Genomic DNA, 23,127 nt, shown 5'->3' with positions numbered 1-23,127 from the left:
CCCCCGCACGGTTTGTCAGGACGGCGAACCCGGCCCGGATCGCCTAGTACCAGCCGGCGGCGTTGGAGTGCTCGAGGGCCGCGCACGGCGTGCTGTAGCGGCCCTTGATGTACCCGAGGCCCCAGATGACCTGCGTCGCCGGGTTGGTCTGCCAGTCGTCCGCGACCGACGCCATCTTGCTGCCCGGGTTCGCCTGCGGGATGCCGTACGCCTCCGAGCTCGGGTTGGCCGCCTTCGGGTTCCAGCCGCTCTCCCGCGTCCACAGCGTGTCCAGGCAGCCGAACTCGGAGACGTCGAAGCCCTGGCCGACCATGACGGAGCAGCCGGTCTTGCGGTGGCCGGAGTAGGAGGCGCAGGACGACGGGACCGGCCCGTCGTACGGCTTGATCGCGGCCTTGGCGGCGTCCTCGGCGGCCTGTGCGGCGGCCGCCTCGGCCTCGGCCGCCGCCTTCCGGCGGCTGACCGCGTCGTTCGCGGCGCGGGCGCGCTTCGCCTGCTCCTCGGCCATCGCGGCGGCGCGCTTGGCCGCGGCCCGCTCGGACTGGTGCAGGCCGGCGGCGAGCTCGGTGTACTCCCGGTGCCGGTCCTTGACGTAGAGCTCCTCGGCGCGGTTCGCCTCCCAGGCGGCCTGCGCGGCGGCGGAGTCCTCGGTGCGGGCGCGATCCTGGTGCAGATAGGTGCCGCCACCGACGCCGGCGATGAGCACGGCCACCGCGGCGGACTTGCCGACCAGCGACTTCACGTGAGGGGTCCCTTCCGCTCGATGGTTCGGCACGCTACCACGATGCGAGAAGTTCTCTCCTGCTCCACGGAGCGCTACCGGACCCCCTTGACGGACTGATGGACATCGATCAGGCTCAGCGTTAGAGAGCGCTCTCCCACGATCTCCTGGAGTCCTCATGTCCGTGAAACGAAGACTGGCGGCGGCGTTGCTGCTGCTCGCCGGGCTGCTCGTGGCCACGCCCGCCGAGGCCGCACCCGTCCTGCTCTCCGAGGCCGCACCCGTCCTGCTCTCCCGCGGCAAGCCCACGCTCGCCTCCTCCGTCGAGGGCGCCGGCACCCCGGCCGCGGCGGCCGTCGACGGCGACGCCGGCACCCGCTGGGCGAGCGCGTTCGCCGACCAGCAGTGGCTGCGCGTCGACCTCGGTGCCACCGCGACGCTGGACCGCGTCGTGCTCCACTGGGAGGCGGCGCACGCCCGCGCGTTCCAGATCCAGACCTCGCCGGACGGGACCGCCTGGACCACCGTCCACGCGACCACCACCGGCACCGGCGGCGTCCAGACGATCACGACCGACGGCACCGGGCGGTACGTACGGGTGCTCGGCACCGAACGGGCCACCGGCTACGGCTACTCGCTGTGGGAGTTCGAGGTCTACGGCAGCACCACGACCTCCGGCGGCGGCACCGACATCGCGGCCTTCAAACCGGTGGCGGCCTCCTCCTACGAGGGTGGCAACGCGCCCGGCGCCGCGCTGGACGGCCGCACCACCACGCGCTGGTCCAGCGAGCACGCGGAGAACCAGTGGATCCGCGTCGACCTGCAGGGCCGGGCCACGATCACCGGCGTGGTGCTGCACTGGGAGTCCGCCTACGGCACCGGCTACCGCATCGAGGTGTCCGACGACGCGGCCGCCTGGACCACGATCTACAGCACCACCACCGGGCGCGGCGGCGTGGAGACGCTGACCGTCTCCGGCATCGGCCGGTACCTGCGACTCGTCGGCACCGCGCGGGCCACCGGCTACGGCTACTCGCTGTGGGACCTGAAGGTGCTCGGCACGGTCGACGCGGCCGGCAGCGCGCCACCGCTGCTGTCCGGGCCGACCCGGCCGCCCGCGACCACCGGGCAGTTCGCGCTCACCGCGCCGGCCGACCAGGCGCTGATCACGGACACCCGGCGGCCCGTGTTCTCCTGGGCCGCGGTCGCCGGTGCCACCCGCTACCAGCTGTGGATCAACGTGAGCCGTACCGACTACGACTTCACCGCGTCCGGCAGCCTGCTGGACGTCTACACCCGGGTCGCGGAGGTGACCGGGACGTCGTACGCGCCGGCCTGGGACCTGCCGGACCGGTGGACCTACCGCTGGTACGTGACGGCCGGCTCGACCACGTCGCAGATCCGCACGTTCGGGCTGTACCGGCCGGCGCTGACCACGATCGCGGACGGCGTACCGGTGATCAACGGTGCCCGGGACGCGAACCGCAGCGGCGCGATCGACCCCTACGAGGACTGGCGCCGCCCGGTCGAGGCGCGCGTGACCGATCTGCTCGGACGCATGACGGCCGAGGAGAAGGCGTACCAGATGTTCTACAACGCGCAGGCGTACCCCCGATCGGGCTGGCACTTCGGCCCCTCGGAGGCGCCCGACCTGCACCGTGACCTGCTGGGGTCGACCGGCACCCGGCTCGGCATCCCGCTGATCTCGGCCGGGGACACGATCCACGGCTTCAAGACCACCTATCCGTCGCAGAGCGCGCTCGCGGCCGGCCGGGACTACCCGCTGCAGTACCGGCTCGGCGACATGCAGCGCCGCGAGCAGGTCGAGCTCGGCACCCGGGGCGTGCTCGGGCCGCTCGCCGAGGTCGGCACGAAGGTGCTCTACCCGCGCATCCAGGAGGGCAACGGCGAGGACGCGTACGTGGCGGCCGCGCAGGTCCGGGCGCTGGTGGCGGGCTTGCAGGGCGGTCCGGAGCTGAACCCGCGCTCGGTGCTGGCCACGGTCAAGCACTGGCCGGGCGAGGGCGCGGGCGGCGAGCAGCTCATCGTGTACGACGGCGTGACCATCAAGTACCACATGATCCCGTTCCGGGCCGCGATGGAGGCGGGCGCGGTCAACATCATGCCGGGGTACGCGGGCAGCTCGTTCCTGGACCCGGGCGGTCCCGGTGCCGGTGACAGCGCGCCGATCCTGGCCTACCTGCGCAACAACCTCGGCTTCACCGGCCTGATCACCACGGACTGGCTGCCGTCCGGCTCCTGGGTGGGCGCGGCGCGGGCCGGCTCCGACGTGATGGGCGGCGCGGACCCGGGCGCGGCCGGCTTCTCGATGGCCACGTTCCTCGCCCAGGTGCCGGCCGCCCGGATCGACGACGCGGTCCGGCGGGTGCTGCGGCTGAAGTTCCAGCTCGGGCTGTTCGAGAACCCGTACGGCGACCCGGTCAACGGCATCTACCGGGTGCACACACCGGCCGACGCGGCGCTGGCCAACCAGGCCGCGCGCGGTTCGCTGACCGTGCTCCGGAACTCCGCGAACGTGCTGCCGCTCCGGCTTCCGGCCGGCAGCGACATCGTGGTGACCGGGCCGCGCGCGACGGACACCGGATCGTGCTGCATCTGGACCAGCTACTTCCACCAGGAGTACGGATCGCTGTCCACGTACGACGCGCTCGCCGCCCGGGCCGCGTCCGCCGGGGTGACCGTCCACCGGGACAGCGCGCCGAATCCGAGCCTGGCGATCGTGGCGGTGGGGGAGCCGTACTACACCCACGCGACGAGCTGGACGCAGACGGCTCCGTACCTGCCGCCCGACCAGCTGGAGCTGATCCGGAGCTGGAAGGCGCGCGGCGTACCCGTGGTGGTGTTGCTGACCATGGCCCGGCCCTACGTGATCAGTGAGTGGCACGAGATCGCGGACGCCGTGGTGGTCAACTTCCGGGCCGGCGAGGAGGTCGGGCCGGCGCTGGCCGGCCTGGTCTTCGGCGATCACCGGCCCACCGGGAAGCTGCCCTGGCAGCTGCCGCGCACGCTCGACCAGGTGCTGCGGCCGGGCGGGCAGGACGTGCCGGCGGACGCGCGGGAGGCGTGGGACCTGCCGTTCGACCTCGGTGCCACGGACGCGCAGCGGGCCGAGATCCGCGCGCACATCGATGCCGGGCGGCCGGTGCCGCCCACCTACGGAAATCCGCTCTACCCCTACGGACACGGTCTGACCTGGTGAGGTGTCGCGGTCCCGCGGCTCCGTCGCGGGACCGCACGTCCGAAGAGCAGCGGACACGCTATCCGGAGGGTACTCTCACTTGACATGGAACTGGGACTGCACATCGCCGACTTCACCTGGGACGGTGGGCCGGCCGCGCTCGGCACCGCGCTCGGCCGCCACGCGCGCAACGCCGAGCAGGCCGGCATCACCCGGATCACGGTCATGGACCACTTCTGGCAGATCCGGGGCGTCGGGCCGTACGAGCACGAGATGCTCGAGGCGTACACCGCGCTCGGCTTCATCGCCGCACACACCGAGACCGCCCTGCTGCACACGCTGGTCACCGGCGTCACCTACCGCGAGCCCGGCCTGCTCGCCAAGGCCGTCACCACGCTCGACGTGCTCTCCGGCGGCCGGGCCGGCCTGGGCGTCGGCGCCGCGTGGAACGAGGACGAGTCCAAGGGCCTCGGCTTCGCGTTCCCGCCGGTCGCGGAGCGCTTCGAGCGCCTGGAGGAGGCGCTGCAGATCTGCCTGCAGATGTGGTCCGACTCCGAGGACGCGTACCAGGGCCGGCACTACCGCCTGGAGCGCACGCTCAACTCCCCGCAGCCGCTCCGCTCGCCCCGGCCGTACCTGCTGATCGGCGGTGGCGGCGAGAAGAAGACGCTGAAGCTGGTCGCGAAGTACGCGGACGCCTGCAACATCGGTCTCGGCCCGGAGTCCGCGCACAAGCTCGACGTGCTCCGCCGGCACTGCGACGACGTCGGCCGCGACTACGCCGAGATCGAGAAGACCGCGATGTTCGCGGTCGACCCGTCCAGCACCACGGAGGACGTGGTCCGCGACGCGAGCGCGGCGCGCGACGCCGGGTTCACGGTCGCCTACGTCTACGCCCACGACATCACCACCCCGTCGAAGATCACCGACATGCTCGGCGAGGCGCTGACCCGGCTCTGACCCGGCACGGTCGGGTGCCACCGCCCGGTGGCACCCGACCGGCGGCGCCACCGGGCGGGTGGCCGCGGTGCGTCACGCCGTCTAAAGTCACGCTGCGTAGGGTTCACAACGACGTCACAGGAAGACGCGGTACGGTCCCGGCGCGCGGAAAAGGGCGTGACGAGGGGAAACGATGGACTTCGCTGATGTCGGCAGGATCCTCCTGCGCCGGTGGCCGATCACCGCGCCGCTGATGTTGCTGACGGTGATGGCGGCCGCGTGGGCGATGCTCGGCCTGCCGCAGCAGGCGAAGGTGACCGGTCACGTCACGTTGCTGCCGCAGCGCGAGCAGTACAGCCCGGCGATCGGTGACACGGTGACGCAGAACCCGTGGACGCCGGTCACGCTGGCCGACGTGATCGAGGTCCGGCTGAGCAGCGCGTCGCTGGCCGAGGAGCTGTTCGCGCGGGGCTACCGCGGCGAGTGGACCGTCTCGGTCACCGACACCGGTGCCGCGATCATCGCGATCGAGGTGCTCGCGGACACCGAGGCGGAGGCCCGCCGCATCATCGACGTGATGGACGGCCTGATCGGCGAGGAGGTCGTGGCCCGCCAGGAGTCGTTCGGCCTGTCCGACGGCTCAAAGATCACCGTTGTCCCGCTGACCGACGCCGACCTGGTCGAGAAGGACAACTCGCAGCGCCGCCGGGTCGCGGTCGTCGCGGCCGGCGCCGGCCTGGCGGCCACGGTCTCCGCCGCCGCCCTCGTCGAGTGGCTCGCCCGCCGCCGCGGGCGCGCGACCACCGGCTACTGACGGGCCGTCACCGGGCGCCGGGGAGCCGGCCGTCAGGTGACCGGCAGCACCGCGACGGTCGTCCAGGTGTCGCCCGACGGCCCGTAGGTGAGGCTGCCGCCGTACCCGCTGATGTCCTTGGCAAGGCTCTTCAGGCCGAAGCCGGAACCGGCGGGGGACCGGGTGCCGTGGCCGCCGGAACTGACGATCGTGATCGTCAGCGACGGGCCGGTGCGGACGGCCGAGACGGCGACGTGGGTGCCGGGACCGTCGTGCCGGAGTGCGTTCGTGGCGGTCTCGCCGACCAGGCGGGCCACGACGTCGCGCAGCGGCGGGCTCAGGCCCGCGGTGAGCGCGGCCGGCAGGTTCTCCGGCAGGTGCAGGCCGGACGCGCGCAGCAGGGCGAGCCGGTCGGGCAGGTCGAGGACCGGTTCGGTGCCGGCCAGCGCGGCGCGGACGTCGGCCAGCGCCTCCCGGCCGGCGGCCAGCACGAGGTCCACCCGGCGCTGGTCGGCCGGGCCGAGCGGCGCGGTCGCGCGCAGCGCCTCGGTCTGCAGCAGCATGACCGTGACCGTGTGGGCGAGCGTGTCGTGCACCCGGCGCGCCAGGCGCTCGCGGTCGGCGGACGCGGCCACCTCCAGGCGCAGGCGGAGGTGCTCGTCGCGCTCGAAGCCGGCCAGCCAGGCGATCATCACCATGACGGCGGCCAGCAGGAAACCCTCGACCGGGCCGTGCCGGGCCGCGCTCGCGGCGGCGACGGCCAGACCGGCGGCCGGGCAGAGCACCCAGCGGGTCAGCGCGGTGCGCTGCGCGGCGGCCGTGAAGATCGCCACGGTGACCGGGAGGAAGCCGATCGCGCGGGCCATCCCGAGGGTGGTGTGCGCCGCGGTCGCGGCGGCCACCACGATCAGCACCGCGGCCGGGAGACGCCGCCGGAACAGCAGCGGGCTCACCTGGGCGACCGCGAGCGGCACCGAGACCGCGGTGCCGGAGCCGGCGAACAGCAGCGCGGCCGCGCCGGTCAGCGCCACGTCGGTGAGCAGCGCGCGGAGCTTTAGCATGGGCACATGATCCGGGTTGTCGTCGTCGACGACCAGGCACTGGTCCGGGAAGGGCTGGGCCTGGTGCTCGGCGCGCAGCCGGACCTGGAGGTGGTCGCGGAGCTGCCGGACGGTCCCGCGCTGCTCACGTTCCTCGAGACGGACACCGCGGACGTGGTGCTGCTCGACCTGTACCTACCGGGCGCGGACGGGATCGAGATCCTGCGCGGCGTCGACGGGCCGCCGGTGCTGATCCTGACCACGGTCGGCCGAGCCGCGGACGTGCGGCGCGCGCTGGCGGCCGGCGCGGCCGGGTTCGTGCTCAAGGACGCGGGCGGCACCGAGCTGGCGGCCGCGATCCGCGGCGCGCACGCGGGCGTGACCGCGCTCAGCTCCTCCGCGGCCCGCCTGCTGTGGCCCGCACCGGAGCAGGACCCGTCCCCGGTACGGCCGCCGGGACCGGCCGGCCGAGGACTGACCGCGCGCGAACGGGAGGTCTGGGGACTCGTCGGGCGCGGCCTGTCGAACCAGGAGATCGCCCGCGCGCTGTCGGTCGCCGAGCGCACCGTGAAGGTGCACGTCAGCAGCCTGCTGGCCAAGCTCGGCGTGACCAGCCGAACCCAGGCCGCGCTGCTCACCCGCGACGGACCTGCCCGAAAGGACTAGATCCTTCGCTCATTCCGCGACCGGCCGCGGGACGGCACCCTGCTGGGGTGAGACGAAAGCTTCTGATCGCCGCCGCCGTCGTCGTGGTGCTGGCCGGGACCGTGGCCGTCGTGAACAGCTCGCGCCTGTGGGGCGGCCGGGCCGGCGACCCGCCGCTGCTGGCGCACCGCGGCATCGCGCAGACCTTCTCGCTGGACGGCGTGCGGAACGACACCTGCACCGCGACCCGGATCCACCCGCCGGACCACACGTACCTGGAGAACACGCTGCCGTCGATGCGCGCGGCGTTCGCGGCCGGTGCGGACATGCTGGAGTTCGACGTGCAGGTCAGCGCGGACGGCCGGCTGATGGTGTTCCACGACAGCACGCTGGAGTGCCGGACGGACGGCTCCGGTGCCGTGCGGGATCACCCGTACGAGTACCTGCGCGGCCTCGACCTCGGGTTCGGCTACACCGCGGACGGCGGCGCGACCCATCCGCTGCGCGGCACCGGCGCCGGCCCGATGCCCACGGTCGAGGAGGTGGTGGCCGCGTTCCCGGACCGGGAACTGCTGCTGGACGTGAAGAACGACGCGGAGGGCGGCCCGGTCGCGGACTACCTGAACACGCTGTCGCCGCAGCGGCGCGCGACCATGGCCGCGTACGGTGGGGACACCGCGATGGATGTGATCCGGCAGCGGGTGCCCGGCTTCCGCGTCGCCTCCAAGAAGATCATGACGGACTGCCTGGTGGCGTACCTCGCGGTCGGCGTGACCGGCATCGTGCCCGGCGCGTGCGCGCACATCGAACTGCACCTGCCGGCACGGTACGGCCGCTGGCTCTGGGGCTGGCCGAACCTGTTCGTGGACCGCATGCGGAGCGTGGACACCCGCGTGGTGCTGGTCGACGGCGACGGCCCGTGGTCCGCGGGCTTCGACACCACCGCGTCCCTCGACCGGGTGCCGGACGGCTGGTCCGGATGGCTGTGGACGAACCGCGTGGACCGGATCGCGCCGTCACTCTGAGCACTGTCCACCGTGGTCGTACGATCCGGCCATGTTCTAGGCTGCGCTCGGTAATCACGGCCTAGGAGAACGATGACGCGCACCACAATCGCCGAGGCTTGCGAGACCGCGATCGAGCGGACCTGGTTCCACCTGGCCGGGCTCGCCCTGATCCTGGTGAACGCGGTCGCGCTGGGCCTGGAGACCTACGACCCGCTCGTCGCGTCGTTCGGGCCGGTGATCCGCGGCATCGAGTACGTCTGCCTGGCCGGCTTCGTCGTCGAACTGCTGATCCGGTTCGGCGCCCACCTGCGGGCGCCGGCCGGGTTCTTCACCGACGCGTGGAACGTCTTCGACCTGCTCATCGTGGTCGCGCCGCTGCTGCCCGGCGTGCGGGAGAACGTGACGCTGCTCCGCCTGGTGCGCCTCGCCCGGCTGGTCCGCACGTTCCGGCTGTTCCCCAGCCTGCGGGTGATCCTGGTCGGCATCCGGCGGGCGCTCCCCGGCCTAGGCAGCTTCCTCTCCGTCATGGTCCTGGTCCTCTACGGGTACGCGATGCTCGGCTGGATGATGTTCGGCGACGCGTTCCCGGCGCAGTACGGCACGGTCGGCCGGGCCATGCTCACGCTCTTCCTGCTGCTGTCGCTGGACGGCATCACGGACACGCTGATGACCGGCCGCGAGGTGACCGAGTGGGCCGTCCTCTATTACGTGTCCTACATGGTCGCGGCCTGCTACCTGCTGACGAACCTGCTGGTCGGCCTGGTGCTGACCGCGCTGCAGGAGGCGCACGAGGAGATGGCCGCGGCCAAGCAGCCGTCCACGGCGGAGACCCAGCGGCTCGCGGACGCGGCGGAGAAGGCGGCGAGCGCGGCCGGCAAGGCGGCGCTCGCGGCGGGCCAGGCCGCGGTCGCCGCCGCGAACCAGGCGGTCACCGCGAGGAACGCCGGCCCGGAACCGTCGGTGCGCGACCAGCTCGCCCAGGTCCGGCAGATCCTGGACGACCTGGAACGGCGCCTGCCCGCGCAACCCGCGCCGGCCCAGCCCGTGCGGGCCGGCCGGTGAACGCGTTCACGCGGCACATGAATACCGCTCAAGCACAGCATGCGGCGCCCGATTGCCACCTGCGGCCGAAGGGGACATCCCGCGGTTGACGGCTCCGGGCGCGCCTGCCGACGCTGGTGATCCCCCGCGGTCTCATCGACGCCAGGAGACGCCCATGATCACCACCAACTCGTCCACCGTCGTCGTCCGGCGGGCGCCCGCGCTCGTACCCGGTGACGTGGTCCGGATCGTCGCGACCGCGCACCCCGGCGACGCCCGCCTCGACCGGGGGCAGGCCGTGCTGGAGCAGCTGGGTCTGGTCGTGCAGTACGGCCGGCACGTCTACGCCGGCACCCGCTACCTGGCCGGCACGGACGAGCAGCGCCTGGACGACCTGAACGCCGCGGTCCGCGACCCGGCCGTGCGCGCGGTGATCGGCGCCCGCGGCGGGTACGGCACCCAGCGGATCATCGACGGCCTGGACATCGACGCGGTCCGCGCGGACCCGAAGATCTTCGTCGGGTTCAGCGACCTGACCGTGCTGCTCAGCCGGCTGTGGCGGGACGCGCGGCTGGTCAGCTTCTACGGCCCGGTCGCGACCTGGGTCGACGACCGCCTCGGCCCGGCCTCGATAGCGTCGCTCCGCGGCGCGCTGATGACCTGCGACGACATCGTGCTCACCCGCGACCCGGCCGAACCGAGCGCGGCGGTCCGGATCGACGGCACCGCGTCCGGACCGCTGCTCGGCGGCAACCTGACCATGATCGCCTCGGACGTGGGCACCGGGTCGCTGCCGGACCTGACCGGCGCGATCCTGCTCCTCGAGGAGGTGAACGAGGCACCGTACCGGTACGACCGCATGCTCACCCAGCTCATCCGGTCCGGCCAGCTGAACCGGCTGGCCGGCGTCGCGCTCGGCCAGTTCACCGGCTCCGGCAGCGGTACGCCGAGCGCCGCGACCGTGGTGGCGGAACGGCTCGGCACGCTCGGCGTACCGGTGCTCGGCGGTCTGCGGGTCGGGCACGGCGCCGGGCAGCTGACCGTGCCGATCGGCGCGCACGCCACGATCGACGTCGCGGCCGGCACGCTCGTGGTCGCACCCGGCGTCAGGTGACCTCGGCGGTCAACAGGCCCACGATCGCGTCGGTCAGCGCGTTCGCGGTCGCGTCCCAGGCCGCCGCGTCCGCGCCCACGCGCTCCTGCTCCGCGCACGTGTGCAGCATCAGCGTGCGCACCATGTCGAAGCGGGCGGCGCGGACCGCGGGCGGCAGACCCGGCAGCAACCGCTCGATGCCCTCGGCCACGGCCAGCAGCTCCGGCACGGCCAGCGCGTCCTCGATCATCACGTCGCGCAGCACCGGGTGCGAGATGAACTGCGCGACGCACCGCGCGTACCAGCTGGGCGCGCCCAGCGCGCTCAGCTGCTCCGTGAACGGCCGGACCATGCACGCCACCCAGTGACGCAGGTCCGTGCGGTCCGGGTGCGCCGCCAGCATCCGCCGCCGGATCTCGTCCACCGGCGCCTGCCGCTCGCGGACCAGCGCGCGGATCAGATCCGTCTTCGTCCCGAAGTGGTAGCCGACCGCGGTGTTGTTGCCCTGCCCGGCCGCCTCGCTCACCTGCCGGTTGGAGACCCCCTCGACACCCCGCTCGGCGAAGAGGCGCTCGGCGGCCGCGAGGATGCTCTCCCGGGTGGCCAGCGCGCGTGTGCTGACCCGGGCGGGGCTGGACGTGTCGGGCATCGGATCACTCCTGCGGGCGAGGTGCCCGACATTCTGCCCCGGCTCAGGCCTCCGCCGCCTCCGGGTCCGGCTCGGGCGTCTCGCGCAGCCGGACCTTGGTGATGGCGTGACCGGTGATCTCGACGACCTCGAGCGTGAGCCCGGCGGTGGCGACCACCTCGCCCGGGACCTTGGGGATGTGGCCCAGCCGGGCCAGGACCAGGCCGGCGATCGTGGTGTAGTCGCCGTCGTCGTCGGCCGCGGCCAGCTCGATGCCGATGTCCGGCAGGTCGTGGATGGGGAAGCCGCCCGGGAGCAGCTGCGCGCCGTCCGGCTCACGGACCACGGAGAGGATGTCCCGGTCGGTCTCGTCGTAGATCTCACCGACGATCTCCTCGACCAGGTCCTCGATGGTGACGATGCCGTCGATGGCACCACGCTCGTCGACGACCAGCGCGAACTGCTGGTGCTGCGCGCGGAGCTGGCGGAGCGCGTCGGACACCTTCAGCGTCTCCGGCAGGAACACGGCCGGGGAGGCGAACTCGCGCACCGGGCCGGTGGCGTCGTAGAGGTCACGCAGGTGCACCATGCCCACCACGTCGTCCAGCCCCATCGGCCCGGTCACCGGCGCACGCGAATGGCCCGACTCGATCAGGCTGCGCAGCGCGTCGTGCGCCGGCGTCTCCGCGCGCAACGACGTGACGTCCCGGCGCGGCACCAGGATCTCCCGCAGGATCCGGTCCGCGATGTCGAACGCGCCGCTGATGATGGTCCGCTGCTCCGGCGAGAAGTCCCGCTGCGCCGTGATCATGTCCCGGATCTCCTCCGTGGAGACCTCCTCACGGCCCGCGCCCGGATCACCGCCGGTCAGCCGGACCACCAGGTTGGTGGTCGTGCCGAGCAGCCAGATCACCGGCCGGGAGACCGTGGCGAGCAGGTCGAGCGGCCGGGCCGCGAGCAGCGCCCACCCCTCGGCACGCTGCATCGCGATCCGCTTCGGCGCCAGCTCCCCGATCACCAGCGTGACGAACGTGAGCAGAATCGTGACCAGCACGATCGCCACCGGCTCCGCCGCGTCCCCGAGCCCACCCAGCGGCCCGATCAGCGGCCGCGCCAGCGACGTCGCCGCCGCCGCCGACGCGAGGAACCCGGCCAGCGTGATGCCGATCTGGATGGTGGACAGGAACCGGTTCGGGTCCCGGGCCAGCCGGGCCAGCGTCCGGCCACCCCGCGACGTCCTCTCCAGCCGCTGCAGCTGACTCTCCCGCAACGAGATCAGCGCCATCTCGCTCCCGGAGAACGCGGCGTTCACGAGCACGAGAATCAGGACCAGCGCAACCTGCGCCCCATAGCCACCCACGGCGAGCCTTCCGAGAACCAACGACCGGCAGAGATTGATCCATATTCTGCCAGTTGGCGTGCGATATCCGGGTTGACCTGGGACAAAGTCACGTCGGCCGGTCGGAATCCACCGGGCCGGCGGATGTGTTTCCGGTGCTGGGCGAGGACCGGGTCGCGTTCGGTGCCGGCGACGGGTCGTGGCGCCGGCCGCGATCCGGGAGGCGGTGGGCTGCCCGGTCGAGGGCTGCGGGACGGATCCGGACTTCTGCGGGCTGATGACCTGGACCGCCGCTACTGGCGCGCCCCGCTGTGGAAAGCGCGTCCCGCTGTGGAAAGCGCGCCCCCGACGGAGCGGCGCCCGGGTGCGGTACGGAAGCGTGGCCGTCGTGTCCACCGTGGATGGCGGTGCTATTGATCACGGGGCGCACCACGTACCGCCGCGACGGTCCTGACATTAGATTTAGATCTTCTGATGTCCGGGCCGGGCGCTCTGCCCCCGGAGTCTCTCCGATCGAAACGGGTGGGCATGTTCGTGCGAAGAATCGCCACGCTGGGGCTGGCGATACTTGTGACAGTCGGTTCGGTGGCGAACAGCGCCGCGGCCGAGCCCGGCGAGCCGGCACCGGTGGTGAGCGAGGACGTCTTTCCCGGCGCGGTGCTCGGTGGTCCACGGACGGGGCCGCTCGCCACGTCGGTGCCGGCGGTGGGCGGTGACTCGCTGCGGGCTCTCGCGGCCGAGCCGACCACCGGCTTCACCTGTGACGGGACCGCCGGGCCCCGGGTCGAGGTGCTGTACGTGCGTGAGGCGTCGATGCCGGACCGGTACGCGGCGATGCAGCCGCTCATGCAGGCCTGGCTGGTCAACACGGACGCGGCGTGGAACGACGGCGCCGCCCGGCACGGCCGCAGCCGGCACATCAGGTACCTCACCGAGACCGTGGACGGTTCGTGCCGGGCCGTGATCCGCAACGTCGTGGTGCCGGCGGGCGCGCTGGCGACGTTCGACGCGTCGATAGCCGCGGTCAAGGCACTCGGCTACAACGCCGCCTCGAACCGCAAGTACCTGATGATCACCGAGGCCACGGTCGTCTGCGGGCTGGCCCAGACCACCGACGACGACCAGCCGGGTGCGGCGAACCTGGCCAACACGGCCGTGCGGTACGCCCGGGTCGACGCCTCCCCGAACTGCCTCGGCGCGAACGCGATCGCGCACGAGTTCGGGCACACGATCGGCGCGATCCAGGACAGCGCGCCGCACCACAGCGAGCCGGGGCACTGCAACCAGGGTTTCGACCTGATGTGTTACGCCGACACGTTCTCGCTGGACTGCCCGCAGTACGACCACAAGCGGATCCCCGACTGCGCCTTCGACGACTTCTTCAGCACCCAGCCGGCGGCGGGGACCTACCTGGCCACGCACTGGAACACCGCCAACAGCGTGTACTTCCGGGCCGGCACCACCGCGGACAACCAGAACTACCCGCGCTCCGGCTGGACCTACTCGGTTCGGAACGTGGCGTCCGGCGCCGCGCTCGACATCGACCCGGCCGGTGGCGCCGTGCGGGATTCGCTGAAGTACCTGCACGCCACCACGGCGTCGAGCACGGCGCCCAGCCAGAAGTGGCTCGTCACGTACGACACCGGTCTGCAGTTGCAGAACCGGGACAGCTTCTACTGCGTGGACACCGCCTACAGCGGCGTGACCGTGGGAACCCGTGTCCTGCAGTACCCGTGCAGCGGGCAGGACGGCATGCGGTGGGCCTACCTGCCGCACGCGGACGGCACGTTCACGATCCTGAACTGGCGCAACGGCCTGGCGCTGACCCAGCCGACCACCGCCGGGGCCCTCGTCGACCAGCAGGTCTACACCGGTGAGGCGAACCAGCGGTGGTCCTTCACGAGGATCGCCGACCCGGCCGGGCCGGTCGACAACGCGGTCTACAACATCGCCGCGCTGAGCAACCGGGCGAGCCTGGTGGCGCCGGTGGCCGCCCAGGTGGGCGAGGTGATCAGCCACGCCGCGCGTAGTGCGAACACCACGCAGCAGTTCCGGCTGGACGCGATCGGGTCGTACTGGCAGCTGGTGCACGTGCGCAGTGGCCTGTGCGCCGCGAACACGCAGGACGCGACGGAGGGTCTCGACCTGACGCTGCGGACCTGCAGCGCCAATCCGCTGGGGCAGCAGTGGACGCTGCGGCCGGTGGCCGACTCGCGGTTCATCCTCGTCAACCGGCACAGCGGGAAGGTCGCGACGATGACCACCGGGCTCGGTTCCCCCATCGAGCAGCAGACCGTCACGCCGGACAACGAGGCGCAGATCTGGGCGTTCGAGCGGGTGTGACCACCGTCTGACGTGCGGCGCCCGTCGCGTGAGCGCGGGCGCCGCACGCGCACATGTCACGCCCGCGTGCGTGTACGGAAAATGTGCGCGCGCTCTTTAGTCTCGGCGCCGACGTGACAGCGACATCACTGCTCCGGCCTTCGGAAAGGGACCCATGCGACATCACTCCCGGCTGCTCGCCGCCGGCCTCAGCCTCCTGCTCGGCGCGGGCCTGGTGGCGCCCGCCACCGCCGCGTCGGCGGCGGATCCCACGGCGAGCGCGCTGCTGCTCTTCGACGGCGGCGGCGAGTCCTTCAACGACGTCACGTACCACTCGTTCCGGATCCCGTCGCTGGTGCGCACCACGCGGGGCACCCTGCTCGCCTTCGCCGAGGGCCGGGTCGCCTCCAACCGCGACTACGGCAACATCAACATGATGGTGAAGCGCTCGGAGAACAACGGGGCCACCTGGTCCGGGCTCGGCGAGGTGACCGGGCAGGGGCAGGGCACCTGGGGCAACCCGACGAGCGTGGTCGGCGCCGACGGCACGATCTTCCTCTTTCTCTCGTGGAACGCGGCGGGCACGAGCCAGTTCGGCGACGAGGGCACCACCCGGATCAGCGCGTGGGGCGAACGCCGGGTCAAGCTCTTCACCAGCAGCAAGGCCGAGGACGGCACGGTGTGGCACGGCCCGGTCGACCTCACCTCGGCGGTGACCCCGCGGACGCACGCGGACGGCTCCGTCTGGGACTGGGACGCGGTCGGGCCGGGCGCCGGGATCCTCACGACGTCGGGGCGGCTGATCGTGCCGGCGACGAACCGCAACATCTACAGCGACGACGGCGGCGTGACGTTCCAGAGCGCTCCGATGGCGGCCGGGCAGGAGGTCACCGGCGAGAGCACGCTCGTCGAACTGACCGACGGACGGTTGATGCGCAACGACACCCCGGTCGGGTCGGTCTGGTCGACGGCCAAGACCAGGTGGGTCGCGCGTGGCACCATCGAGGGCGGCTTCGGCCCGTACGCCCCGGAACCCGCACTGCCGGACCCGCACGCGGAGGCGTCGATCCTGCGGTACAACCTCAACGACCCCGCGCGTCTGATCTTCCTCAACTCCGCGAGCACCGGCACGCGCACGGCCATGCGGATCCGGGTCAGCACGGATGAGGGAGAGACCTGGTCGGCCGGCCGTGCCCTCGCGACCGCCCCGCTGCCGGCGTGGCCGCAGCTGGGCACCGGCCGGGTCGCGGAGGGCGGCTACTCCAGCATGGCGAAGACCGCTGACTTCACGGTGGGCGCGCTCGTCGAGGTCAACGAGGACACCGGGAACAGCCCCACGTCACACCGGTCGATCGTCTTCCGCAAGCTGAACCTGCCCTGGATCACCGGCTGAGCGGCGTGGCCGCCCGTGCCGCTCCACTCGGACGGTGGACAGGTACGGTGCGGCCACGGCCTCGGCCGGAACGTGACAGTGATCGTCCGCGCGACCCGACGCCGGCCCGGCCCGGCGTGGTGCGGTACGGCCCGCTCAGAAGTCGTCGTGGGACAGCTCGCGGCGAAGCGTCGACAGGGATTGCGTGATCAGCCGGGAGATGTGCATCTGGGACAGGCCGATCCGCTCGGCGATCTCCAGTTGCGTGAGGTTGCCGTAGAAGCGCATGGTCAGGATCCGCGCGTCCCGTTCGCTGAGCCCGGCAAGGGCCGGGCTCAGCGAAAGCCTGAGGTCCGTCAGCGCGAATCCGTGGTCCTCCGCACCGAGCGTGTCGGCCAGGGTGAACAGTCCGTCGGTGCCGACCGGGGCGGACAACGAGACCGCCCGGTACGCGAGGCCGCCGCTGAACCCGTCCAGCGTTTCGTCCTCGGTGATGCCCAGGTGCGCGGCCACGTCGGCCACGGTCGGCGAGCGGCCGAGAACGTGGGTGAGTTCCGCCTTCGCCGCGGTGATGTCGACGTGCCGGTCCTGAAGGGAACGCGGAACGCGGACCGCCCACGTGCGGTCCCGGAAGTATCGCTTGATCTCGCCGGTGACGGTGGGGACGGCGAACCCGATGAATCCGGTGCCGTAGCCGGGATCGTACCTGTCCACCGCCTTGATGAGCCCGACGCTGGCGACCTGCAGCAGGTCGTCGTCGGACACCCCGCGGCCGCGGTACCGGCGGGCGAGGCGCCGGCACAGGGGCAGCCACGCCTCGATCGCCCGATCGCGGAGCGCCGGTCGCGCCAGGTCACCCATCGGCACCGCGGTCATCGCCGCCAGGACGCCGATCGCGCGGACGACGCTCCGATCGGCCGGCGACGGGTGCGTTCCGTGGCCGGGTGCCGCGGTGCCGGTGGACCCGTCGGGGCCGGCGGTGCCGGCGGACCGCGCGGGCATGGTGCGGCGCCCCGGCCGGGTGGAGGGGAGCGGCGATCGAACGGTGATGCTCATGGCAGGTCCCTCCCGTCCGCCGACGGCGTGGTACGCACGGCGGCGGACGGTGTATGTGGGATGGGAAGGTCAGCGATCGCCGTTGCGCCGGCGCGGCGGGGTGACGCGGGCCGGACCGGTCATCACGGTCAGGATCGCGGCTCCCACGCCGGCGCTGAGCAGTGCCAGCACCAGCGGCGTCGACCCCTGCCAGCCCAGCAGGCCGGCCTCGACGGCGCCGGTGTTCCGCACCATGAAGATGATCGTCACCACCAGGAGCGACGCGGCGGCGCAGCTGCCGAGGCGGCCGGCGCCGGTCCGGGTGCGGTGTGTCGCCGTGCGCCGCGCCGGATTCATGGCATCGGCGGGCGGAATGTGGTCCTCGCTGGACGACATGCGGGTTGCCCCCTAACGGGGCTCGCCGGGCGACGGCATCGCCACGTGGATGGCGTCGGCGCCGGACGATCCGATGGTACGCCTGTTCGCCCCGTGCCGCCGGGCGCGCCGGCCGTGGGAGGCCTCGCCCGGATGCCGGCCGGCGGGTGACCGGCCGACGGCGGATCGGGCCGCCGGAGCGACCGCGCCGGGCAGCGCCTGCTCGGGGATGATCTGCTCGGGCGGTCCCGGCCGCTGCGAACCGGCCGGGTTCGCGTGCGCCGCGGCGAGCGGAGCGCGGCTCGGCGAGCGGCCACGTTCCGGCACATCGCCGCGAACGGCGTAGGGTGAGGGTCCGACGCGTGGCGGTCCGACGGCTTGTGGCCGAACCCCAGGGGCGCGGTGTCTCACCGACGTGATGTGGGGTGGATCGTGCAGAGCATCGACAGTCATCATATGGATGATCGACAGAAGTTGATCACCGTGGCGCTCGCTGAGATCGCTGCGGGGGAGCACGGCGACACGATCGAGGCGGCGCACGCGTTGACCCGGTGGAGCCTGCGTCTGCTGGACGTCCGCGGGGTGGGCGTCATGATGGCCGATGACCGTGGGGTGCTGCGCTCGGTGGTGGTCTCCTCCGACGCGGTGCGGGTGCTGGAGGCCGCGGAACTCGATCGGGGGAGCGGGCCGTGCGTGGAGTCCCACCGCCGCGCGCGCGTGGTGATCCACCATGACCTCGACGTGCCGGACGACCGCTGGCCGGAGTTCGGGCCACAGGCCCGGGCGGGTGGGATGCGCGCCGCGCACGCGGTTCCCGTTCGTGATGGTGGCACGGCGATCGGTGTGCTGAACCTGTTCCGGGCGTCAACCGGTGGGTTGACCGCCGCGGACGCCGCGGTCGCCCAGACGCTCGCCGACGCCGCCGGCGTCGCGGTCTCCCGGCCGCCGGCCGAGCGGCAGGCGAGCACCGGGGAGATCGCGGCCGCGCTCGCCGACGCGGCGGTCATCGAACGGGCCAAGGGCATGTTGGCGGTACGGCTGCGCGTGGAGATCGACACGGCGTTCGCGGTGATGCGGCGGTTGGCGCGCGATCGCGGCGACGGGCTGGGGGACCTCGCGGCCGCGGTGGTCGCGGGCAGCATCACGGTCGCCCTGCCGCTGTCCGTCGATTCGCGGCCACCCGACGCGGCGGAGACGGAGTAGCAGGGAGCCGATGACGATGACCATGGCGACTCCTGCCCGTGGTGCGGTACGCCACCGGCGGCACGGTGCCGGACTCGAGCCCGGTCAAGGCCGGTAGTGGAGGCCGACCCCGGACTCGCGGCCGGCCATTCGGACGACGAGCGGCGCCGTCTGCGCCGGCTGGTGTCCGCGCTGCGCGCCCACGGTGGCGTCGGCGCGGTGGCCACGCTGTGCCACGCGGACATGCCGGATGTCGACGGTGTCGTCTTGACCGTCGACGCGGCGCACGCCGGGCGGATCATTCTCAGCGACAGCGGCCCGCACGGCGACCAGTTGGAGGATCTGCACGCCGTCCTCGGCGAAGGGCCGTGCATCGACGCCGTCGTCACGGCCGTTCCCGTCATGGCCGACGATCTCGCCCGCCCGCACGCACGGGTGAACTGGCCGCGGTTCGCCGAGCACGCGCCGGCCCGCGCGATCCGGGCGGTGTTCGCCCACCCGGTCCTGGCCGGCGATCGGCTGATCGGTGTACTGAGCGCGTATCGCGCGGACGCGGGGTCGCTGACCGCCGCCGAACGCGAGCAGCTCGGCCGGTACGCGACGGCCGCCGCGGTCGTGCTTCTGGATCACACGCCCGTGCACCGGGCCGGCGGACTCGACCTCGTGCTGCCGGCCCGCGCCGGGGAGGTGCAGCAGGCCGTCGGCGTGGTGATGGAGCTGGCCGGCGTCGACGCTCCCACCGCGCTGCACCGGCTGCGGGACTACGCGCGGCGCAGCGCGCGGCCGATGCAGGACGTGGTGGCCGAGGTCAGAACCTGCCGGCTGCCCTTCGACCCGAGCGCGGTGCCCTGACCGCCCGCCGCCGTTCTTCGTGACTGCCCGGCGGGCGGCACCGGCCGTGGTCGCGTTCTTGGTACGATTTCACGACCCCGATGTCGCTGCCCCAGTCCCAGGCGGCCCCTGGCCTGAAGTGGTGCCTGAAGCGGTGCCTGGAGTGAGCGGTGCCTGGAGTGAAAGGTGCAGCCGTGCGCGGCCACATGTTCCACCGGTGCCCTGTTCCGTCGGGCCGGCGCGGGCGGGAGTCCGGGCCACGGCGCCGGTGAGCGGCATGGACGATCACACGACGTCGATCAGAGGGCTCATCGCGCTGCAGCCCGCGGGCCCGGGCGGCTCGGCCGGGTTCCTGCAACGGGTGTGTACGGCCGCGACGGTGGCGCTGTCGGCGTCCGGTGCCGGCATCAGCGTGATGACCGACGACGGGCTACGCGGAGTGAGCGCCGCGTCGGACCAGCAGAGCGCCGACCTCGAGGAGTTGCAGTTCGTGCTGGGCGAGGGCCCGTGCATGGACGCGTTCGCCACGCGCCGCCCGGTTCTGGTCCCGGACCTCGCCGACGGTGCGACGGCCCGCTGGCCGATGTACACGCCGGCGGCCCGCGAGGGCGGGGTCCGCGCGGTGTTCGCGTTCCCGCTGCAGGTCGGGGCGGCGCGGATGGGTGTCCTCGACGTGTTCCGCGACTGCGCGGGCCCGCTGACCGCCGACGAGCTCCCGCTGGCCCTCGCCTTCGCGGACGTCACGGTGTCCACCCTGCTGGACCGGCAGGAGGATGCCGTCATCGTCGGCACCGGCGACGATCTGGCGGAGGCGGTCGAGTATCGCGCGGAGGTGTTCCAGGCGCAGGGGATGGTGATGGTGCAGCTCGGGGTGACCATCAGCGAAGCCATGGCGCGCATGCGTGCGTACGCGTACGCCGAGAACCGGCCGCTGAGCGAGATCGCACGGGACGTGGTCGCACGCCGCCTGAGGTTCGACCAGGATCACCCATGACCACACACCCCACAGCCTGGAGGCGGGCATGACCACTGTTTCCGTACAACGATTGGCGGACACCTTCGTCGAGGTCGCCGACACCCTGATCGCCGAGTTCGACCTGATCGAGTTCCTGGACATGCTCAGCGAGCGGGCCGCCCGCATCGTCGACGCGGCGGCGGCCGGGGTGGTCCTCGCCGATCAACGGGGCCGTCTCGCGTTCATGGCGGGTTCGGACGAGAACGTCAAACTGCTGGAACTCTTCCAGTTGCAGAACGATGAGGGCCCGTGCCTGGAGGCGTTCCGCACCCGGTAGCCGGTGATCAACGTTGACCTGGGCGGGGCGTCCGCCCGGTGGCCCCGTTTCGCGCCCCGGGCGACCGGAGCCGGTTTCCAGTCCGTGCACGCGTTCCCGCTGCGGCTGCGCGATGAGGCGGTCGGGGCACTGAACATCTTCGGTGCCACCAAGGGCGACGGTCTGCAGAAGGACGATGTAGCGATCATGCAGGCTCTCGCGGACGTCGCCGCCGTCGGGCTGCTGCAGGAACGCGCCATCCGCCGTGCGGAGGCGCTGACCGAGCAGCTGCAGGGCGCGCTCAACAGCCGGATCGTCATCGAGCAGGCCAAGGGCGCGACCGCGCAGGCCCGCAACATCAGCGTCGACGAGGCGTTCGTCCTGATCCGCGCCTACGCCCGCCGCCACAACCGCAGGCTGACGGACGTCGCGCACGCCATCGTCATGGACCCGAACGGCATCGACCTGAACCAGCCGCGGTAGTTCCGGGCCCCCGGCGAGGGCCCGGCCGCGGTCGTTATCTCCGCGCGTGCGTGGCGGCGAGCGTGCTGGCCAGCGCGTCCGGGGCGGACAGGAACGGGGAGTGGGACGTGTCCAGGTCGATGACGGTGGTCGGGGCGGCCGAGATCGCGTCGATCTCGGTGACGAAACGGCGCTGGAGTGCCGCCGGGACCGCCCGGTCGGCGGTGCAGACCAGGTAGGTGTGCGGCACCCGCCCGTACCGGGCCGGCGTCACCGGGAACGTCTCGCCCGGGATGCCGGCGCTGCCGTCCGTGCCGAGCAGCGCGATGGCCGCGTCCGCGGTGGCGGCGTCCACGTCGTGGTAGAAGCAGCCGCGGATCGCCGCGCGCCGGGCCGGGTCGGCCGGGTCGATGCGCAGCGCGCCGGTGGCCGCCGGGTCCGCGCACAGCAGCGCGCCGACCTGCTCGCCCGCGTTCTCCGGCAGGCCGAGGTAGGCCACGGCCGGGCGGCCGGCGACCGGCGCGAACGCGGTCACGTAGATCAGCTCGGCGAACAGTTCCGGTGCCAGCTCGGCCGCGCGCGTGGCGACGATGCCGCCCATGCTGTGCGCGACCACGACGGCCGGCCGCCCCAGTTCCCGCAGTTGCGCGATGAGCGTGTGCGCGGCGGAGGTGGCGGTGACGTCCGCGACCGGGGACGGCGCGGTCGCGAACGCGGCCGGGTCGAACGGGCGTGCCCAGCGCGCCTCCGGCGACCCACCGCGCAGACCGAAACCATCGAGATCAACAGCCAGCGAGGGTACGCCGAGGCGGGCGAGCCGCTGCGTGACGGGGCTCCAGGCCCAGGGGCCGTGCCAGAAACCGTGGACGAGGACGATCGGAGTGGTGTTCACGCCGGTCACGCTAGGCACGGCCGGACGCGGCAACCACGCACAACCAGGACGGGGTTAACGCTGCGGGGACCGGGCCAACGCCGCGAGCCGGGCCTCGGTGCCGGTGCCGGCGATCGGGTGCAGCAACAGCAGCCGCTGACGGGAGTGCGGGCTGGTCACCACGACGCAGCGCAGGTGCAGGCCGTCGATGTGCTTGTCCGAGCAGTGCAGCGCGGACACGTCGTGCTCGTCCCACATCCGGGTGAACTCCGCGCTGGCCGCCCGCAGGTCGTGGACCAGCGCGACCGCGCTCTCGTCGTGCCCGCGCCGCGCCACCACCGCGCGCAGGTCCGTCACGTACGCCCGCGCGGTGCCGGTGTGGTCCTCGCCCGGCTCCAGCAGCTCCCGCCAGGCCGGTGCGGTGAACCAGCGCCAGACCAGGTTCCCCGCCCAGCCGGGCCGGCCGGTGAACGGTCCGAACAGCGCGATGTTGAGCGGGTTCTGCGCGATCACGGTGCCGAGCTCGTCGGCGAGGTAGCCGGGCGTGAGCGAGTTCGCGTGCAGCAGCGACAGCAGTCCGGGGTCCGGCGTCTCGTCCCCGTCCGGGCTGCCCGGCGCGGCCTGCCCGGCCAGCCGGAACAGGTGCTCCCGCCGTTCGCCGGTGAGCCGCAGCGCGCCGGCGAGCGCGGCCAGCGTCGCGGCCGACGGATGCGGGCCGCGGCCCTGCTCCAGCCGCTCGTAGTAGGTGACGGACAGGTGCGCGAGCGCGGCCACCTCGTCCCGCCGCAGGCCGGGCGCCCGTCGTCGCCCGCCGTCCGGCAGGCCGGCCGCGCGCGGGCTGAGCGCGTCGCGCCGCCGCCGCAGGAAGTCACCGAGTTCGGCCAGCCGGGCGGTACGCGAGTGGGGCGCGATCGTCACCGGCACACGGTAACCGGTGCCGGATGAGCAGCCGGTGAACTGG

The 23,127-nt window shown here is 72.8% G+C and carries 22 protein-coding genes; 14 read left to right on the top strand and 8 right to left on the bottom strand.

The window, feature by feature from the left end; genetic code table 11:
• Nucleotides 1–43: 43 nt before the first annotated feature.
• Complete coding sequence (locus J2S44_RS07000) at nucleotides 44–742, bottom strand: aggregation-promoting factor C-terminal-like domain-containing protein (RefSeq protein ID WP_310409977.1); 699 nt, start codon at nucleotides 740–742, stop codon at nucleotides 44–46.
• 157 nt (nucleotides 743–899) lie between these two features.
• Between J2S44_RS07000 and J2S44_RS06995 the strand changes: the two genes are divergently transcribed.
• The 3 genes from J2S44_RS06995 to J2S44_RS06985 all read left to right on the top strand — a co-directional run bounded on the left by J2S44_RS06995 (nucleotide 900) and on the right by J2S44_RS06985 (nucleotide 5,673).
• Nucleotides 900–3,941, top strand: a complete 3,042-nt coding sequence (locus tag J2S44_RS06995; RefSeq protein ID WP_374727806.1) for a discoidin domain-containing protein — start codon at nucleotides 900–902, stop codon at nucleotides 3,939–3,941.
• An 84-nt stretch (nucleotides 3,942–4,025) separates the two neighbouring features.
• Nucleotides 4,026–4,880, top strand: a complete 855-nt coding sequence (locus J2S44_RS06990; protein ID WP_310409973.1) for an LLM class F420-dependent oxidoreductase — start codon at nucleotides 4,026–4,028, stop codon at nucleotides 4,878–4,880.
• A gap of 172 nt (nucleotides 4,881–5,052) precedes the next feature.
• Nucleotides 5,053–5,673: a hypothetical protein gene (locus tag J2S44_RS06985; protein WP_310409971.1), complete on the top strand. Its 621-nt coding sequence runs from the start codon at nucleotides 5,053–5,055 to the stop codon at nucleotides 5,671–5,673.
• A 32-nt stretch (nucleotides 5,674–5,705) separates the two neighbouring features.
• Here J2S44_RS06985 and J2S44_RS06980 read toward each other — a convergent pair whose 3' ends face one another.
• The gene (locus J2S44_RS06980; protein ID WP_310409969.1) at nucleotides 5,706–6,713 is read right to left on the bottom strand and encodes a sensor histidine kinase; all 1,008 of its coding nucleotides are present in this window, start codon (nucleotides 6,711–6,713) and stop codon (nucleotides 5,706–5,708) included.
• Nucleotides 6,714–6,719: 6 nt separating this feature from the next.
• Here J2S44_RS06980 and J2S44_RS06975 point away from each other — a divergent pair, with 6 nt between their 5' ends.
• The 4 genes from J2S44_RS06975 (at nucleotide 6,720) to J2S44_RS06960 (ending at nucleotide 10,499) form a co-directional block, all read left to right on the top strand.
• Nucleotides 6,720–7,358 (top strand): response regulator transcription factor, encoded by a 639-nt coding sequence (locus J2S44_RS06975; protein WP_310409968.1) that lies wholly within the window; start codon nucleotides 6,720–6,722, stop codon nucleotides 7,356–7,358.
• A gap of 47 nt (nucleotides 7,359–7,405) precedes the next feature.
• On the top strand, nucleotides 7,406–8,362 hold the full coding sequence (locus J2S44_RS06970; protein WP_310409966.1) for a glycerophosphodiester phosphodiesterase family protein: 957 nt from the start codon (nucleotides 7,406–7,408) through the stop codon (nucleotides 8,360–8,362).
• A gap of 72 nt (nucleotides 8,363–8,434) precedes the next feature.
• The gene (locus J2S44_RS06965) at nucleotides 8,435–9,406 is read left to right on the top strand and encodes an ion transporter (RefSeq protein ID WP_310409964.1); all 972 of its coding nucleotides are present in this window, start codon (nucleotides 8,435–8,437) and stop codon (nucleotides 9,404–9,406) included.
• A 154-nt stretch (nucleotides 9,407–9,560) separates the two neighbouring features.
• A complete protein-coding gene (locus tag J2S44_RS06960) occupies nucleotides 9,561–10,499 on the top strand; it encodes a S66 peptidase family protein (protein WP_310409962.1) in 939 nt (312 codons plus the stop codon).
• Here the strand turns inward: J2S44_RS06960 and J2S44_RS06955 are convergent.
• Together J2S44_RS06955 and J2S44_RS06950 are read right to left on the bottom strand one after the other, a co-directional pair.
• Nucleotides 10,492–11,127 (bottom strand): TetR/AcrR family transcriptional regulator, encoded by a 636-nt coding sequence (locus J2S44_RS06955; RefSeq protein WP_310409960.1) that lies wholly within the window; start codon nucleotides 11,125–11,127, stop codon nucleotides 10,492–10,494. The two genes, J2S44_RS06960 and J2S44_RS06955, sit on opposite strands and share 8 nt — an antisense overlap.
• A gap of 43 nt (nucleotides 11,128–11,170) precedes the next feature.
• On the bottom strand, nucleotides 11,171–12,466 hold the full coding sequence (locus J2S44_RS06950) for a hemolysin family protein (protein ID WP_310409958.1): 1,296 nt from the start codon (nucleotides 12,464–12,466) through the stop codon (nucleotides 11,171–11,173).
• Between the two features lie 564 nt (nucleotides 12,467–13,030).
• Between J2S44_RS06950 and J2S44_RS06945 the strand changes: the two genes are divergently transcribed.
• Both J2S44_RS06945 and J2S44_RS06940 read left to right on the top strand, forming a co-directional pair.
• Nucleotides 13,031–14,788, top strand: coding sequence for an RICIN domain-containing protein (locus tag J2S44_RS06945; RefSeq protein WP_310409956.1), 1,758 nt, complete (start codon nucleotides 13,031–13,033; stop codon nucleotides 14,786–14,788).
• 154 nt (nucleotides 14,789–14,942) lie between these two features.
• Complete coding sequence (locus J2S44_RS06940) at nucleotides 14,943–16,160, top strand: sialidase family protein (protein ID WP_310409955.1); 1,218 nt, start codon at nucleotides 14,943–14,945, stop codon at nucleotides 16,158–16,160.
• A 135-nt stretch (nucleotides 16,161–16,295) separates the two neighbouring features.
• Here J2S44_RS06940 and J2S44_RS06935 read toward each other — a convergent pair whose 3' ends face one another.
• Together J2S44_RS06935 and J2S44_RS06930 are read right to left on the bottom strand one after the other, a co-directional pair.
• Nucleotides 16,296–17,195, bottom strand: a complete 900-nt coding sequence (locus tag J2S44_RS06935; RefSeq protein WP_310409953.1) for a SigB/SigF/SigG family RNA polymerase sigma factor — start codon at nucleotides 17,193–17,195, stop codon at nucleotides 16,296–16,298.
• 69 nt (nucleotides 17,196–17,264) lie between these two features.
• Nucleotides 17,265–17,570 (bottom strand): LapA family protein, encoded by a 306-nt coding sequence (locus J2S44_RS06930; RefSeq protein ID WP_310409951.1) that lies wholly within the window; start codon nucleotides 17,568–17,570, stop codon nucleotides 17,265–17,267.
• 435 nt (nucleotides 17,571–18,005) lie between these two features.
• On the opposite strand from J2S44_RS06930, the gene J2S44_RS06925 reads away from it, so the two are divergent.
• The 5 genes from J2S44_RS06925 (at nucleotide 18,006) to J2S44_RS06905 (ending at nucleotide 21,316) form a co-directional block, all read left to right on the top strand.
• The gene (locus tag J2S44_RS06925; protein ID WP_310409949.1) at nucleotides 18,006–18,752 is read left to right on the top strand and encodes a GAF and ANTAR domain-containing protein; all 747 of its coding nucleotides are present in this window, start codon (nucleotides 18,006–18,008) and stop codon (nucleotides 18,750–18,752) included.
• Nucleotides 18,753–18,848: 96 nt separating this feature from the next.
• On the top strand, nucleotides 18,849–19,583 hold the full coding sequence (locus J2S44_RS06920; RefSeq protein WP_310409947.1) for a GAF and ANTAR domain-containing protein: 735 nt from the start codon (nucleotides 18,849–18,851) through the stop codon (nucleotides 19,581–19,583).
• 256 nt (nucleotides 19,584–19,839) lie between these two features.
• Complete coding sequence (locus tag J2S44_RS06915) at nucleotides 19,840–20,556, top strand: GAF and ANTAR domain-containing protein (protein WP_310409946.1); 717 nt, start codon at nucleotides 19,840–19,842, stop codon at nucleotides 20,554–20,556.
• 28 nt (nucleotides 20,557–20,584) lie between these two features.
• Nucleotides 20,585–20,854: a hypothetical protein gene (locus J2S44_RS06910; protein ID WP_310409944.1), complete on the top strand. Its 270-nt coding sequence runs from the start codon at nucleotides 20,585–20,587 to the stop codon at nucleotides 20,852–20,854.
• A 3-nt stretch (nucleotides 20,855–20,857) separates the two neighbouring features.
• On the top strand, nucleotides 20,858–21,316 hold the full coding sequence (locus tag J2S44_RS06905) for an ANTAR domain-containing protein (RefSeq protein WP_310409942.1): 459 nt from the start codon (nucleotides 20,858–20,860) through the stop codon (nucleotides 21,314–21,316).
• Nucleotides 21,317–21,350: 34 nt separating this feature from the next.
• Here the strand turns inward: J2S44_RS06905 and J2S44_RS06900 are convergent, their stop codons facing one another.
• A complete protein-coding gene (locus tag J2S44_RS06900) occupies nucleotides 21,351–22,187 on the bottom strand; it encodes an alpha/beta fold hydrolase (RefSeq protein WP_310409940.1) in 837 nt (278 codons plus the stop codon).
• A 54-nt stretch (nucleotides 22,188–22,241) separates the two neighbouring features.
• Complete coding sequence (locus J2S44_RS06895; RefSeq protein ID WP_310409938.1) at nucleotides 22,242–23,084, bottom strand: helix-turn-helix transcriptional regulator; 843 nt, start codon at nucleotides 23,082–23,084, stop codon at nucleotides 22,242–22,244.
• Between the last annotated feature and the right edge of the window lie 43 nt (nucleotides 23,085–23,127).

It is taken from the genome of Catenuloplanes niger, assembly GCF_031458255.1.
Lineage (GTDB): Bacteria > Actinomycetota > Actinomycetes > Mycobacteriales > Micromonosporaceae > Catenuloplanes > Catenuloplanes niger.
Note: the sequence above shows the minus strand (reverse complement) of the source record. Positions and strands in the feature narration are given on the sequence as shown.

Bases quoted from the DNA above. Each gene is read 5' to 3' on its own strand.
- J2S44_RS06925 (WP_310409949.1), top strand. From the start codon at position 18,006: ATGGATGATCGACAGAAGTTGATCACCGTGGCGCTCGCTGAGATCGCT.
- J2S44_RS06955 (WP_310409960.1), bottom strand. From the start codon at position 11,127: ATGCCCGACACGTCCAGCCCCGCCCGGGTCAGCACACGCGCGCTGGCC.
- J2S44_RS06965 (WP_310409964.1), top strand. From the start codon at position 8,435: ATGACGCGCACCACAATCGCCGAGGCTTGCGAGACCGCGATCGAGCGG.
- J2S44_RS06915 (WP_310409946.1), top strand. From the start codon at position 19,840: ATGGACGATCACACGACGTCGATCAGAGGGCTCATCGCGCTGCAGCCC.
- J2S44_RS06910 (WP_310409944.1), top strand. From the start codon at position 20,585: ATGACCACTGTTTCCGTACAACGATTGGCGGACACCTTCGTCGAGGTC.
- J2S44_RS06975 (WP_310409968.1), top strand. From the start codon at position 6,720: ATGATCCGGGTTGTCGTCGTCGACGACCAGGCACTGGTCCGGGAAGGG.
- J2S44_RS06995 (WP_374727806.1), top strand. From the start codon at position 900: ATGTCCGTGAAACGAAGACTGGCGGCGGCGTTGCTGCTGCTCGCCGGG.
- J2S44_RS06940 (WP_310409955.1), top strand. From the start codon at position 14,943: ATGCGACATCACTCCCGGCTGCTCGCCGCCGGCCTCAGCCTCCTGCTC.
- J2S44_RS06930 (WP_310409951.1), bottom strand. From the start codon at position 17,570: ATGTCGTCCAGCGAGGACCACATTCCGCCCGCCGATGCCATGAATCCG.
- J2S44_RS06960 (WP_310409962.1), top strand. From the start codon at position 9,561: ATGATCACCACCAACTCGTCCACCGTCGTCGTCCGGCGGGCGCCCGCG.
- J2S44_RS06990 (WP_310409973.1), top strand. From the start codon at position 4,026: ATGGAACTGGGACTGCACATCGCCGACTTCACCTGGGACGGTGGGCCG.
- J2S44_RS06985 (WP_310409971.1), top strand. From the start codon at position 5,053: ATGGACTTCGCTGATGTCGGCAGGATCCTCCTGCGCCGGTGGCCGATC.
- J2S44_RS06980 (WP_310409969.1), bottom strand. From the start codon at position 6,713: ATGCTAAAGCTCCGCGCGCTGCTCACCGACGTGGCGCTGACCGGCGCG.
- J2S44_RS06935 (WP_310409953.1), bottom strand. From the start codon at position 17,195: ATGAGCATCACCGTTCGATCGCCGCTCCCCTCCACCCGGCCGGGGCGC.